Genomic DNA, 13,793 nt, shown 5'->3' with positions numbered 1-13,793 from the left:
CTACATGTCTACTCTGATAAGCAAAATACCTTATATATCAGGGAAAAGAGAGCTGAAGACCATTTTTTACTTTTTATGTATATCCAATAGCTTTTGAATCTCCTGCTGAATGATTTCTGCAGCCGCCTGCGTGCGCTCTGCATTTCCCTTACCCTCTACGGCGGCCTTTAAATCAACCGGTTCTCCATAAATAATTTTGATACCGCTAAATAATCGATACGGACCCATAATTGCTACCGGAATGATACGAGCACCTGACTTTAAAGCAATCATCGCCGCCCCGGGCAGCGCTGTTCCCATGACCGGTTCACCTGTCCGGTTGCGCTTTCCTTCAGGAAAAATGCCAAGCACCTTTCCTTCCTGCACGATTTCAAGCGCTTTGCGAATCGCCTGGCGGTCGCTTGCACCCCGTTTTATCGGAAAAGTACCAAAATCGGTAATGAGGGCGGCAATACCAGGAATGCGGAACAGCTCCGCCTTTGCCATAAAATGCACCTGACGCTCAATGCCGCAGCCAAGCAAAAGCGGGTCCCAGTTGCTAACGTGGTTGGCACAAAGCACGAGTCCCTCTCCATCCGGAATGTTCTCCCGTCCGATTACCTGCCAGCGATACAAACCTCCGAAAATGCCGCGAAAAATACGGCGGAAAAACGGATACGTTTTACTCTCCATAAGCTATGCTCTCTCCCCAACTCTTTCCTGATGCAGCGATATGATCCGATCAACGACCTCATCAATACTAAGCCCAGTCGTATCAACCCGGACCGCATCCTCTGCCTGCTTCAGCGGCGCCATCTTCCTCTCGCTGTCTTTGCGGTCTCTCTCCTCGATATCGTGCAGCAGTTGAGCATAATCCGCCTTCATGCCCTTCCGCTCTAGCTCCTGCAATCTGCGCCGTGCGCGCTCTTCAATCGAAGCGGTTAAGAAGATCTTCAATTCGGCGTCAGGCAGCACGGATGTGCCAATATCTCGCCCGTCCATAACTACATCCTGGCGACTTGCAATCATTCTCTGCATCTCCACTAACTTTTCACGAACAAGAGGCAGTGCTGCCACAGTAGAAACGCGGCGGGTTACCTCCAGCGAACGAATGGCCTCTGTGACATCCTCACCATCTACATACACATGCTGTGTACCGTTGCTGATTGTAAGCGTTAATTCCATCGAATCAAGCAGCGCCCGCAAGCCTTGCTCATCTTCAAGCGGACAGGACTGCCTAAGAGCCGTAAGTGTTACCGCGCGATACATCGCTCCCGTATCCACATACAGCACGCCAAGGCGCTTCGCCACTCGCTGCGCTACCGTACTCTTACCGGCTCCTGCCGGCCCGTCAATTGCAATTTTCACAGTACCATCACACCCTAACTAAACGAAAAGAAGGAAAAGGAGAGAAGATAATACCGCCTTCCTTCCCTCCTTTATATCTTTTATCTTTTTTACAGAAAAAAAGCAGGTCGTGCCTGCTTCTCTACGCTTGTATATTTGATTGCATGTCAGCTATTCTAAAGACGCACTCACGAATACTGTTGTACACACTATTCAATTACTTTCATAGTAACATAGGCCTTAAGGTGATGCAATGCCTTCCATCCGAACCGTGTCAACGAGAAAATAGCGAACGGGTTCATACGTGAGTAGATACTGACCGGCAATCAGCAATACCCATCCAACTACAATCATGACGACAAGCCATTTCTCTACACGACCGGCCAGGCGGGCGAAACGTTTCTCGTAAGCGGCTTCTTTCGTTCGTTTCATCCGAACACCCCTTTCCGTATTCACAGTATCGCCCTCCTTCCCTCATCGTTATTCTTATCTTACAGTGCAGTTGCTTTGATTTTTTCTACTTTCACTTCTTCACCGGTTAGCGCATTAATATAGATACGGTACTTCTCCTTGCCAATGCTGCCATAGAACTCATAAGAGAACACTTCCTGTCCGCGATCATCCTCGATCACCGCAAGCCGTGTCTCCTCCACCTTAAAGGAAGGATTAAGCTTTGTGCGGGCTTGTTCTTCACGCAGTGCAGGCTTTGGCAGTACCCGTGCTTTATGATTCAGCAGATAGCTTTCGCTTTGAAATCCGGCTACATCCCCTTTATCCAGTGCGACTTTCACTGTCATCGTATCAGGATAAATTCGAACATCTCCTTGTGTATACGCATACGTTACTACTGCAAGCCCTTCATATTCATCGTATGATACAGGCTCCATCGACTGATAGCCCTGTTCCTTTAAATAGACGTCAGCGCGATCTCTTGCCTGTTCAATGGTAAGCTTTTTCCCTTTAACATCACGTTCATCAAGCACCCAGATTACCTGTCCGCCTTTTTTGGTGACATCGACATGAACCGGTGCCGGATCGTTTTTACGCACCATACGCACGCTGAATGATTGATAGTCCCTTCCGTTTCCATTATCAACCACATTGATGTCTTTTAGCTGATTGGGTTTTATCTTCATAAAAGCGAGCGCTTTCTGCTTCGCTTCTTCGGCAGTAACCATCTTTCCTTTAATGGCTTGAGTCTTCATTTTACGTGTCGCATTTAAGCTGCCAATCCCAGATCCGAAATCTACATCCTTGTAGCCTTCAATACTTTTATCCACAACCTTCAAGCCATCGATAATCGTGTTGTCTTCCTGCTTTTCTTCTGATGCGAGCGCTGATTCAACATCCATCCAACGAAGCTGTTTGTCGATGACAGCCGTTTGCACCTTTTGGAGCTGCCCTTTAATGTCCTGGGAGTGATTGTACAGCGATTGCAGCGTCTTATACTCCTTATTGCTCAACGGTTGTTTATCAAGGTCACGAACGGCGGTTTGATAGCTGAAGTCAGCTACATTGGCAAGAAACTTTTCTGTCTGGTTAAACGGAAGCAGCGTCAGTGGCAGTTGGCCGACATCGTTTTGTGCCGAATAGGCAAGCCGCCAGACATTGGTCAGGCTTGGAGTAAGCTGCTGACGGGAGTTCACCGCAATGGTTTTGCCCAGCTCATCCTGCAGCTTATCCACATGATAGTTCAAGTTATGGAATGCACGTTGATACTGATTCTCGGCCTTAATAAGCACCGAGTTTTTTTCCCTGTTCTCTTGATACCCCCACATGCCGGCACCGATAACTCCGACAGCAAGAATCGGAGCAAGCACACCTGCGATTTTCCAATACATATTCGCATCACCTTTCCTCTAATAGATCGAAGCTTTCATACTTGTTGCTAGTAGTGTGAGAAAAGGAATGCTTCTTTATACAAAAAAGCGAAGAAGGCATCGCCCTCTTCGCTTTTACTCGCTCTACATCAATTCGGAATAGATATGAAAATTCCGGTCATTGCTGCAGATACATTGTTTAAATCCTGTTTCGATTTTGCCGTTTTTCTCCCGGCTTCCACGCAGAATATACCGCTCTCCGCAATCTGGACAATAGATGGTTACCTTATAACGTTCGTAGTCGCTCATCATACTTTTTCCGCCTCCTCTTGCTCATAGTGTCGCCCAAAAGCGGCAGCAATAGACTTATTGAGTGCAGCGCGGCTGCGGCCAATAGCCACGGTCCACAAAAGCAGCATAAACGGTATCATAAGCCACGGCCATACCGCACCGCCTGCCATAAGAATGAAATCGTATGTGCCATGGAGAAGCACCGGGATCGCCAAGCTGAACAACAGATAGACCCGCTGTTTACGAGGTTCGGCAATGAACTTCGCTTTCCCGAGGTAGTATCCCATAAGAACACCAAACAAGCCATGGCCTGAGACTGGAAGCAACGCGCGGTAAAAAGCGGTTGATACCCCATGCGATAACAGGTAAAAAAAGTTCTCCAACGTGGCAAATCCAAGCGAAACTGCAACAGAATACACAATGCCGTCATACGGCTCGTCGAATTCCACATGCTTATATGCCGTATAATAAATGATAAACCACTTAAAAAACTCCTCCAGAAAACCTGCTAAAAAGTACGACTGGGCAAACACACCCAACTCCAATTCTTCTTGAAATCCGAACTGTATAACCATGATGGGAAAAACAAGCAGGATACCGATAATAAAGCTTTTGACAACCATATGAAGCGGTTCTGTTTCATACTTGTCTTTCAAATAGAAATAGCTCAAAATAGCAATACCAGGAGCAAGAGCAGCTCCCAAGGTCGATAACATAGCATTCGACTCCCTTTATTCTTCCGGTTTTCCTTATTTCATCGTACCATGGAATATCAGTGAAGAAAATATGATTACTGGAGGTTATGACGCGAAACATGCAAAAAATACAGGAAAAAATTATTATACTCAATACGGGCGGGACGATTGCAATGTCTGTTGATGATGATACGGATGCCGTTAAGCCTGGTGAGGTTCATCCGCTGCACAGCATTGAACCGCTGCTAAAGCAATACGTACAAGTAGAGATGGTAGATATTTTCAATATACCAAGCCCGCACATGACGCCGGGTATGATGCTTGAATTGTCACAGCAAGCATCCTCACTGCTTGCTAAGCCGGAGGTTACCGGAGTCGTCGTCACACATGGGACCGATACGCTTGAAGAAACCGCCTACTTTCTTGATATAACATCTACATCAGAAAAACCGATCATTGTAACCGGAGCGATGCGTTCAAGCAATGAACTCGGCGCAGACGGCCCGATCAATCTTGTTCAATCCGTACGTGTTGCCGCCGATCCGCAGAGCCGGGGACGAGGCACGCTTGTCGTCTTTAATGACGAAATTCATGCGGCTCGTTATGTCACCAAAACACACACGAGCAATGTTGCTACTTTTCAATCGCCACAGCACGGTCCAGTCGGCATCGTCGCAAAAAAAAGCGTGCAATTTAATCAGCCGCCCCTCCGATCGCGCCAGTATCAGCCCGAGTATGCTGATTGCAGCGTACCTCTTATGAAGATGGTTACCGGTTTTGACCCGCTGTGGCTCGAATGCCTTCTCTCACGTCCGTTTGACGGTCTTGTGATTGAGGCGTTCGGTGCTGGCAACGTACCGCCTGCTGTGCTTGCGCCGCTTAAAGAAGTAATCGCCCGCAAAATTCCAGTCGTCATGGTATCCCGCTGCTATAACGGATATGTACAGGATCTGTACGGATATGAAGGCGGAGGTGTGCAGCTTAAGGAGATGGGGGTTATCTTCTGCAACGGGCTTAACGGGCAAAAAGCGCGCATTCAGCTTATCGCTGCCTTGCAATCCGGCATCACTGCATCCGAGCTGTCCGCCCATTTTTCTACATCCATATAACATAAAAAAATCCTCTGCAAACGTATATTGCAGAGGATTCCTTCATTCACCTCAAAAATTATACCCAACCGCGGAATTGGCTTGCTTCCGCCATTTTGCGTACACCTACCATATAGGCAGCAAGACGCATATTTACGCCGCGTGATACATGCGTATTGTACACATTATCAAAGGCGCGCACAAGCACCTCACGCAGACGACTTTCTACTTCTTCTTCTGTCCAATAGTAGCCCTGATTGTTCTGCACCCATTCGAAATACGATACCGTTACACCGCCTGAGCTTGCGAGTACGTCCGGCACAAGCAGAATACCACGCTCCGTCAGAATACGTGTCGCTTCGAGTGTCGTCGGTCCATTCGCCGCTTCTACTACGATGCTTGCTTTAATATTATGTGCATTTGATGCCGTAATTTGGTTCTCAATGGCTGCCGGCACTAGAATATCGCAATCTAACTCCAACAATTCCTTGTTGCTGATCGTATTGCTGAACAGCTTCGTTACTGTACCGAAAGAATCACGACGATCCAGCAAATATTCAATGTCAAGTCCGTCTTCATCATGCAGCGCACCATACGCATCAGAAATGGCGATGACTTTCGCGCCTGCATCATGCATGAATTTCGCTAAGAAGCTGCCCGCGTTTCCAAAGCCTTGGACGACAACACGTGCGCCTTCAAGGTTAATCCCCTTCTTCTTCGCCGCTTCTGCAATGCAGATCGTAACCCCTTTTGCAGTCGCTGTCTCACGTCCTTGGGAACCACCTAAGACGATCGGCTTACCTGTGATGAAGCCTGGGGCATCAAACTCGCGAATACGACTATATTCATCCATCATCCATGCCATGATTTGCGAATTTGTAAATACGTCTGGTGCCGGAATATCCTTCGTCGGTCCCACAATCTGACTGATAGCGCGTACATAACCGCGGCTTAAGCGCTCAAGCTCACGGAATGACATCTCACGCGGATCGCAAATAATGCCGCCTTTTCCGCCGCCGTATGGCAGGTCTACAATACCGCATTTTAGACTCATCCAGATGGACAGAGCTTTTACTTCGTCTTCTGATACTTCCGGGTGGAAACGAACGCCACCCTTGGTCGGCCCAACCGCATCATTATGTTGAGCCCGGTAACCTGTAAACACCTTTGTTTCACCGTTATCCATCCGCACCGGAATGCGTACAGTGAACATGCGCATAGGCTCCCGTAAGAGTTCATACATCTCTTTGGGATATCCCATTTTGTCAAGTGCTTCAGCAATGACTGTCTGCGTTGATTTCAATACATCCAGATTTTCTTGCTGCTGCTCTGCGCTCCCATTCGCAGAAGCAGTGGTTGTTTCGGTTACCACGTCTTTTTCTCCCATTTTTACCACCTCAAAAAAGTTCATCAGTCTGTCAAGACATAGCAAGTATAACTCTTTCTCTTACGTTTTGGAAGGTATAAAGCTTGCTTTTTCCTTATTAAATAAAAACGGTACACGCCCAAGCGATCCATTCCGATTCTTGTGCATCCGAATCACAATCTCTTCCTGCTTGTAATCTCGTTCCCCCTTGCTGCGCTCCAAAACAAACAGCACATCAACCGACGCTTCCACTGTTGCAGGTAAGCCTGATGTATCTCCATCTCGCATAAGCGAAGAGACAACGATCGGCACATCCCATTTACGGGACCATTGGTGCAGCATGTACGCTACCAATGACTCATTCCCACCAGGAGTCAAGCGCCCTTCCTTATCACGTACAGGAACGCGTTGAATATGGTCAATGAAGACAACAGGAGATTTTCCGGTAGACTTTGTTATTTGTTCGACGCAATCTTCAATGTCATATAGGGATGTATCAAATTTCCCTTCAATAGTATACACATGGTTGGCAATTTTCTTGTATTCCTGGTTAATCTCCTGCACCCTCTCTGCCTCAATCTGCCCAGTCAACACTTCTTCTGTCGATACATCAAGAAGACGGGCCATCGAACGCGCCCACAGCTCAAATGCAGTCATATCCCACGTAACATAGACAACTGGAATTTCCTGGGCAGCAATCTGATCAGCCATCTGTCGCATAAACATGGACTTACCGCTCGACACATATCCTTGAATCATGTACAGCCCGCCGCGCATGCCGCCAAGCAGCAGTTCATCAAGCTCAGAAAACCCCGTTTTGACTCCATTTGCTTCATGCTTATACCGATGGCAGTACTCCTCCATGAACACGACAAGATTCTTCGCATCCGATGCGACGGGTTCCTTGATCGTCTCCTCTACCGTTTCCCGCAACAAACGCATAAATCTAGGCTTTGGATCTTTTACCTCGGCAAAAAACATGTTAACATTGCGGATACCCTCCGGCAGATACAAAATGTATACATTCTTTGCTTTTCCCTGCAGAAGTTCCTGGATTCGCTTGCTTTCACGGCGGCTTGATTCGTCATTCGGATAGCAGATGAACACACGCTTCCCCTCTAGCAAATCAGCATGCGCTTCTTTAAATGTATTAAATTCTGGAACACATACAGCCGCAATATCCGCTTGCTCAAGCGTCAAAACATCAAACACATCGCGGCAGAGCATCACTTCTTTTTCTTCCTCGATAATGCTTTGATTAAAGAAGATATCCGTCTTGCCAAGCAGCATTTTATTATGCGGCTTAACCTCTTGTATTGGCTGTCCAAGCAGGTCTACTACAGTGCCTGCTTCGTTGTAGATCGGAAATACAAGATGATTCGTAAAATACCCACTAAGCTTGCTTTGTGATGCATTAAAACCAATCTGCGGCCCTTCGAACCCGATATGATACTTTTCCGCTGTCTCCAACTCAATTCCCTTGCGCTTTAAGAACGAGATTGCGTTCGGGGACAGACTCTTTTCATAATACGTGACCAACTCTTCAAGATTTACATTGGTTAGTTTCGTCTCTGTATTCACTTCTTCATTACTATTCAACAAGTTCACTCTCCCTTACTCTCTGCATGGTTTGAACTTTCGTACGTCCGCTTTTGTCTACTCCCATCTCCTTACCCCTTATCAGTGATAAGGTAAACGCCCAAATCGCATATAAAAAAGCACATGGCAAATGCCATGCGCCCTCCTGTGTGTATTAATCAAAATAGCGGCAGAGTACCTTTACCGCATCACCATCTACGATAACCTTGCCATACTCCTGCAGCACATGCTTTGTCAGTGTCGAGGCTTCTCCGTATTCCGAGAGCACCGCAATGAAATCATCATACTCATCTTTCGTTGCATCCATTTCCTCAAACACAAGGTAGTAGCGTCCGTTATACGCGTACGCACTTCCCCCGTCAATTACTTTGGCATTGATGCGATGAGCCAGTTCAATTAAGTGTTCAAAATCATAGAACACATAGACCACATCATCGCTCTCCTCAAGTGTGACTTGCATTTCATATATATCATCGTAATCTAGATCCTCGGCGTCATTATGCGCCTCGGTCTTGCCTCTCGTTACGATTACAACCATACCCTGAGCAGGCAGGGAGAATACCTCAACGGCCACAGGTCCGTTCACTGTAAAGCCCACTTCGTCTTGAGCCTGATCCATCATATCATTGAAAAGCTCGTGGACTTTTGGAATATCACGCCACATATCATCCTTTTCAATTCCTCGTTCCATCAGGTCATCGAAGGTTAAGAAAATCCTTATTTTATCCTGATTTAGACGCTCAACGCGCATTATGACCCCTCCCTCCGCAAATTCGGTGGTAGTATTAGAATACGTTCCAGGATTCTTTTTTGTTCAAAAAATAATGGGATTTTTTTAATGATAACATGGAGTGAAAGCAAGGTACAAGGTATTAAACAACAAAAAGACCGCATCGGAGCGGTCAGTTTTGTCTGCGCCGATCCGACGCATGAATCTTTATACTGGAAGCATGGAAATGCCCCATACCATCGCAATGGCAATCAAAGCGCCTGCGATGAAAGAAAGCAACATGCCTGCACCATAGGAATTCGGCTCATCCTCACAATATTTATCGGCTTCATTTTGATCCAGCATATGCATACGCCTCCTTTAGGTGATTACAATCATTTTGAAAGCAGAGTCACCTTTTGGCTTAGTATAGACATATGATCGTTTTTCTATTGATATAAGGTACCAGTACATAACGCAAAACACACGACATTAGTCGAGTGTTCTGAACTCCCGGATCTTCGCTTGAATCGTACGGGAGAGCTGCCGCAGTTCTACTACGTCGCCGCGCGCTCGCATCTCGCGAAATTGATTCTGGAATTCCGTAGCTTCTACGACAAACCCACGCTGATATAAACTTTGAATCCCCGTGAGAATTCGCGAGATAATATTGGACTTGTATTCAAACATCTGCTGGGCATCACGGATCTCATCACGAATTTCCGACATCTCGGTATCCAACAGATATGAAGCTTCAGCGGTAGTTCTCAGCCGCTCTCTTATGTCATCAGGAATGTTTCCTTCGTATTTATAATTTAATGAATGTTCGATGGTTGCCCAGAAATTCATCGCCAATGTCCGAATTTGGATTTCAGCAAGTATTTCTTTCTCACCCTGTGACGTGTGTACAGGGTATTTGATGATCATATGGTGGCTACGGTAGCCGCTTGGTTTTTGATTATTTATGTAATCCTTTTCATAGACAATGGTCATGTCCTTGCCGTTACGCTGACGAATCAGCTCAATCACCCGCTCGATATCCTGTACAAACTGGCACATAATGCGAATGCCTGTAATATCCTCTACCTCTTCAAGCCGATCCATAGGAATGCCAAGTTTATTGGCTTTCTCTAGAATGCTTGAGATTTTTTTGATGCGACCCGTTACGAATTCAATGGGCGAATATTCGTTTCTTTTCTTTAATTCTTTGCGAATGCCCCTAAATTTCACTTTTAATTCCTCAACCGCTTGCTCGTAAGGAATCAGGAATTCTTCCCAGTTTCTATCATCCACTAGACTGTCTTCCCCCTTCAACTGCCGCTATCCTTTTGTATTTTACCACACTCTTTTAGAAAAGAAATCTTGAAATTCAGTTCATACTCTTCCTTTATACTATATAAAAGCACGGCAAAAAACATTACAGATAAACCAAAAGGAAATGGTATGCATAGAAAAAGACCCACCATTGCCTTCTCTTCAAACGAGCAGGCTTATAGCGGGTCCATGCAAATAACAACGTTACGTTATGCTTTTTATTTTATAAATATTCATTTTCGTGTTTCGCTTTTAGACGCTTCCATCGACGGTCAACTTCTCCCGCGAAAGCCGCAAGCATCTCTTCATATCCCGGCTTAGTTAAATGCTTCGTTTTCCCCATCATGCTAAGCCAATCCTGTACTTCAATCCGTTTCTTCTTCGCTTCCGGATCGTACGTAATGGTTGTTACGCCGTTCTCCACCTCATACAGCGGGAAGAAGCAGGAATTAACCGCGGCCCCAACAATTGATTCTCCCTGTTCATCAGCCGACTTCCAGTTCAGCGGACAAGCGATAAGAATCTTGCCGTATACCATACCGACATTTTGTGCATACCATTGCGCTTTGGCTGCTTTTTTCAGCAAATCCTGCGGAAATGCTTCCGTACCGGTAAATACATACGGTATGTTGGTCGATGCCATGATTTGTGCCGTATCTTTATGATGGAAGGCCTTCCCCCCCTGTGTCTTACCGACACCGGATGTCGATGTCATATGCCCCATTGGCGTCGAATATGATAGCTGGCTTCCTGTATTCATGTAGCCCTCATTATCATATTCAAGCACGATCATCTTATGGTTGCGCAGCGCTGTACCGATGGCCGGCCCCATACCGATATCCATGCCGCCATCCCCTGTAACCATCACAAAGGTAAAATCATCAGCCACCTCAATCTCGCCGCGGCGCTTGCGCTCATGGAACATCTCCACCGCACCGGATAGCGTTGCCGCCCCATTCTGGAACAGGTTATGAATATAGGTCTGCTTATGGGAACTGTATGGATAGCCGGTTGTAACAACCATCGCACAGCCCGTCTGGAACAACACGACAATATCGCCTTCAATCCCTTTAAAGAACAATTCCAATCCAGGGAAAATGCCGCATCCCGGACAAGCACCGTGTCCTGGAGCGATACGCTTTGGCTTGCCTGTGAGCGCACGCAATGGCGGAATTTTCACATCCAGCTTACCTGTCTGCTCGTTTGGTGTTACGTGAATCAGTCCAGACTTGAATGCTTCCCCATGAAGCGGCTTGAGCACCCGCTTCGGCGCAAGCTCAGGATTTCCTGGCGTATGACCGAAATAATCAAACGGCACCGGGGCATATCCCAGCTCCGCCGCTTCGATTGCCAGATCAAAAAATGCCTCTGCATCGTCATGGTAGAAGTCCTTACCGCCAACACCGAAGACGCGGCTTACGACCACCGTATCATTTCCTTTGAGCTCCTGCAGTGTTGCCTTCAGTTCATGTGTCAGATTCGCGCCATGACCACCATAAGAATCTGCGCGTTCTCCAATCATGATCGCTTTCAGGTTCTTGCATGCCTCCTGAATCGCTTTTGCCGGCCACGGACGAATCATATTCGGACTGATTACGCCTGCTTTTATGCCCTTTTGACGCAGTTGATCCGCTACATCCTTCGCTGTCTCGGCTGCGGAATTCAACAGGAATACAGCTACCTCCGCATCTTCCATCTGATAGAGATCAAGCACTTCATATTTACGACCTGAGATTTTCTCGTATTCTGCTGCTACCTGTTTGAATACTTCCTCGGCACGATACATCGCCTCAGATTGCTGGTAATTATTATTGATAAGATCCGGGTCATTCATATACGGCCCGATCGTGATCGGATTTTCCGGGTCAAGCGCATGCACATAACCGCTAGGCATGTCACCAACAAAGCCTTGTACTGTGTTGCGATCGGCAAAATACTGCACGCGCCGCTTCTGGTGTGAAGTAAAGAATCCATCATATGCCACCATAACCGGCAGGCGAACTTCGGCATGTTCAGCTACACGCAGCGCCATGATATTCATATCGTATACGGCTTGCGGGTCACGCGCTAATAAAATCGGCCAGCCAATATTTAATCCATAGTACAGATCCGAATGATCGCCGCGAATGTCCAACGGACCGCTAATCGCACGCGTAACAAGATTCATTACCATCGGAAAGCGTGTACCAGACTGTACAGGAAGTTGTTCGATCATATATAAGAAGCCGTTCGCACTCGTCGCATTAAATACGCGTCCTCCTGCCGCTGCTGCCCCATAGCACACACCGGCTGAACCGTGCTCTCCGTCCGCTGGAATCAGCACAATGTCATGCTCACCACGCGTCTTCATCATATCAAGATACTGCGCCACTTCTGTCGAAGGTGTAATTGGGAAATACCCCATCACATGATAGTTGATTTGCGCGGCAGCCATGGCTGCCATTTCGTTGCCGGATTCAAATGTCAGGCTCTGCTCTGGCATGGTATGCTCCACCGCCGTTTGTAACGCTGCTTTTTCCTTATCATATTCAATTGCCATTCTAATCCATCCCCTCTCCCTGATTAGTTAGCGGCCAGAATAAACTTGTGCGGCACCCGATGTTCTTCAGCATAGCCGATATCTTCACGCATTTCTGTTAACGCTTCGACCGGACAAGCCTGCACACACTTCAAACAGCCCTTGCAATATTGATAGTCGACACCTGCCAGAAACATCTGCGGCCGTCCCTTCTTATCGGCTCCCTCTTCCCATACGAAACAAAAATCCGGACAAACTGTATCACAAGCCGCACAGTGAATGCACTTCGATGCGTGATACTCCGGCAAGAACCCTTGGCGACTGCCGCTCAGATCTTTTAGAATACTATTGCCTGGGTTAACGATTACACCACCGATAGGCTGGGTTTCATACCCAAGCGCAGGAGTAGGGCGAACATAGTTTTTGCCTGTTGATCCTTCCGGCACTTCATACGATTTGAACGTCACCTCGTTATAACCACGGTCAAACGTGCGCAAATTCGGCTCTACAAAATGCGGGTACTTCTTCTCGAATGTTTTGCGGATAACGCTGCGCATCGCTTCTGGATCAAGAAAATCACAAATGCGAAACAACGCCCCAAGCATGGCTGTATTTACTTTTGTTTTCTCTTCCACCGCAATTCCCAATGCATCAACGATAGCCAATGTTCCGTATTCAAGGTGCAGCTCTTCACGCACCTCATCAAAATCCCGTGTCGTATTCACCAGGACAATCCCGTGCGCATCGAGTCCGGATACGACATCAACCGTCTTGTATAACGCCTCATGAAATACCCCTACTACATGCGGACGCTCGATCGGACTTGCAGCACGAATCTGCACATCCGGGTCGCTAAAACGAATGAATGCTTTCACTGGTGAACCTTTCTTCTCTGAACCATACGAAGAAAAATTCATCCCATTAAGTCCAAGTCCTAACACCCCGGCTTCTGCCAGCATTTTACCCGCGAGATTTGCCCCAAGCCCCCCAATTGATTCAAGGCGAATCTCATAAAAGCCTAACTCATTCTTCTTCGGAAGTATTGACATCTTCATTCCTCCCCTAAT

Annotated in this window: 14 protein-coding genes; 1 reads left to right on the top strand and 13 read right to left on the bottom strand. The window is 47.0% G+C overall.

Going from position 1 to position 13,793, the window contains the following annotated elements; translation table 11 throughout:
- Window positions 1-66: 66 nt before the first annotated feature.
- From AB3351_RS08075 to prsW, 6 genes are all read right to left on the bottom strand, one after another.
- Window positions 67-672, bottom strand: coding sequence for a lysophospholipid acyltransferase family protein (locus tag AB3351_RS08075; RefSeq protein ID WP_371146615.1), 606 nt, complete (start codon window positions 670-672; stop codon window positions 67-69).
- Window positions 673-675: 3 nt separating this feature from the next.
- Window positions 676-1,347 carry a (d)CMP kinase gene (cmk, locus tag AB3351_RS08070; RefSeq protein ID WP_371146614.1) on the bottom strand — a complete coding sequence of 224 codons (672 nt, stop codon included), beginning with the start codon at window positions 1,345-1,347 and terminating at the stop codon, window positions 676-678.
- A 219-nt stretch (window positions 1,348-1,566) separates the two neighbouring features.
- Window positions 1,567-1,782: a hypothetical protein gene (locus AB3351_RS08065; protein WP_371146613.1), complete on the bottom strand. Its 216-nt coding sequence runs from the start codon at window positions 1,780-1,782 to the stop codon at window positions 1,567-1,569.
- 35 nt (window positions 1,783-1,817) lie between these two features.
- Window positions 1,818-3,167: a germination protein YpeB gene (ypeB, locus tag AB3351_RS08060; RefSeq protein ID WP_371146612.1), complete on the bottom strand. Its 1,350-nt coding sequence runs from the start codon at window positions 3,165-3,167 to the stop codon at window positions 1,818-1,820.
- 123 nt (window positions 3,168-3,290) lie between these two features.
- Complete coding sequence (locus AB3351_RS08055) at window positions 3,291-3,458, bottom strand: hypothetical protein (protein ID WP_371146611.1); 168 nt, start codon at window positions 3,456-3,458, stop codon at window positions 3,291-3,293.
- The gene (gene prsW / locus AB3351_RS08050; RefSeq protein ID WP_371146610.1) at window positions 3,455-4,153 is read right to left on the bottom strand and encodes a glutamic-type intramembrane protease PrsW; all 699 of its coding nucleotides are present in this window, start codon (window positions 4,151-4,153) and stop codon (window positions 3,455-3,457) included. The genes AB3351_RS08055 and prsW overlap by 4 nt, the downstream gene beginning before the upstream one ends.
- 86 nt (window positions 4,154-4,239) lie before the next feature.
- Between prsW and AB3351_RS08045 the strand changes: the two genes are divergently transcribed.
- Entirely contained in the window at window positions 4,240-5,241 is a 1,002-nt protein-coding gene (locus AB3351_RS08045) for an asparaginase (protein WP_373270230.1), read from the top strand.
- Between the two features lie 58 nt (window positions 5,242-5,299).
- Here AB3351_RS08045 and AB3351_RS08040 read toward each other — a convergent pair whose 3' ends face one another.
- From AB3351_RS08040 to AB3351_RS08010, 7 genes are all read right to left on the bottom strand, one after another.
- The gene (locus AB3351_RS08040) at window positions 5,300-6,607 is read right to left on the bottom strand and encodes a Glu/Leu/Phe/Val family dehydrogenase (protein ID WP_371146609.1); all 1,308 of its coding nucleotides are present in this window, start codon (window positions 6,605-6,607) and stop codon (window positions 5,300-5,302) included.
- A gap of 60 nt (window positions 6,608-6,667) precedes the next feature.
- On the bottom strand, window positions 6,668-8,185 hold the full coding sequence (locus AB3351_RS08035; RefSeq protein ID WP_371146608.1) for a DnaB-like helicase C-terminal domain-containing protein: 1,518 nt from the start codon (window positions 8,183-8,185) through the stop codon (window positions 6,668-6,670).
- A 154-nt stretch (window positions 8,186-8,339) separates the two neighbouring features.
- Window positions 8,340-8,936 (bottom strand): genetic competence negative regulator, encoded by a 597-nt coding sequence (locus AB3351_RS08030; protein WP_371146607.1) that lies wholly within the window; start codon window positions 8,934-8,936, stop codon window positions 8,340-8,342.
- A 186-nt stretch (window positions 8,937-9,122) separates the two neighbouring features.
- Window positions 9,123-9,260, bottom strand: coding sequence for a hypothetical protein (locus AB3351_RS08025; RefSeq protein WP_371146606.1), 138 nt, complete (start codon window positions 9,258-9,260; stop codon window positions 9,123-9,125).
- Between the two features lie 126 nt (window positions 9,261-9,386).
- A complete protein-coding gene (locus tag AB3351_RS08020) occupies window positions 9,387-10,187 on the bottom strand; it encodes a GTP pyrophosphokinase (protein WP_371146605.1) in 801 nt (266 codons plus the stop codon).
- A 244-nt stretch (window positions 10,188-10,431) separates the two neighbouring features.
- Complete coding sequence (locus AB3351_RS08015; RefSeq protein ID WP_371146604.1) at window positions 10,432-12,747, bottom strand: thiamine pyrophosphate-dependent enzyme; 2,316 nt, start codon at window positions 12,745-12,747, stop codon at window positions 10,432-10,434.
- A 23-nt stretch (window positions 12,748-12,770) separates the two neighbouring features.
- Window positions 12,771-13,775: a 2-oxoacid:acceptor oxidoreductase family protein gene (locus AB3351_RS08010; protein WP_371146603.1), complete on the bottom strand. Its 1,005-nt coding sequence runs from the start codon at window positions 13,773-13,775 to the stop codon at window positions 12,771-12,773.
- Between the last annotated feature and the right edge of the window lie 18 nt (window positions 13,776-13,793).

The organism is Aneurinibacillus sp. REN35 (assembly GCF_041379945.2).
In the GTDB taxonomy this organism is placed as follows: Bacteria; Bacillota; Bacilli; order Aneurinibacillales; family Aneurinibacillaceae; genus Aneurinibacillus.
Note: the sequence above shows the minus strand (reverse complement) of the source record. Positions and strands in the feature narration are given on the sequence as shown.

Coding starts and splice junctions, on each gene's coding strand:
- AB3351_RS08075 (WP_371146615.1), bottom strand. CDS start 672: ATGGAGAGTAAAACGTATCCGTTTTTCCGCCGTATTTTTCGCGGCATT.
- ypeB (WP_371146612.1), bottom strand. CDS start 3,167: ATGTATTGGAAAATCGCAGGTGTGCTTGCTCCGATTCTTGCTGTCGGA.
- AB3351_RS08055 (WP_371146611.1), bottom strand. CDS start 3,458: ATGATGAGCGACTACGAACGTTATAAGGTAACCATCTATTGTCCAGAT.
- prsW (WP_371146610.1), bottom strand. CDS start 4,153: ATGTTATCGACCTTGGGAGCTGCTCTTGCTCCTGGTATTGCTATTTTG.
- AB3351_RS08045 (WP_373270230.1), top strand. CDS start 4,240: ATGACGCGAAACATGCAAAAAATACAGGAAAAAATTATTATACTCAAT.
- AB3351_RS08040 (WP_371146609.1), bottom strand. CDS start 6,607: ATGGGAGAAAAAGACGTGGTAACCGAAACAACCACTGCTTCTGCGAAT.
- AB3351_RS08030 (WP_371146607.1), bottom strand. CDS start 8,936: ATGCGCGTTGAGCGTCTAAATCAGGATAAAATAAGGATTTTCTTAACC.
- AB3351_RS08025 (WP_371146606.1), bottom strand. CDS start 9,260: ATGCTGGATCAAAATGAAGCCGATAAATATTGTGAGGATGAGCCGAAT.
- AB3351_RS08015 (WP_371146604.1), bottom strand. CDS start 12,747: ATGGCAATTGAATATGATAAGGAAAAAGCAGCGTTACAAACGGCGGTG.
- AB3351_RS08010 (WP_371146603.1), bottom strand. CDS start 13,775: ATGTCAATACTTCCGAAGAAGAATGAGTTAGGCTTTTATGAGATTCGC.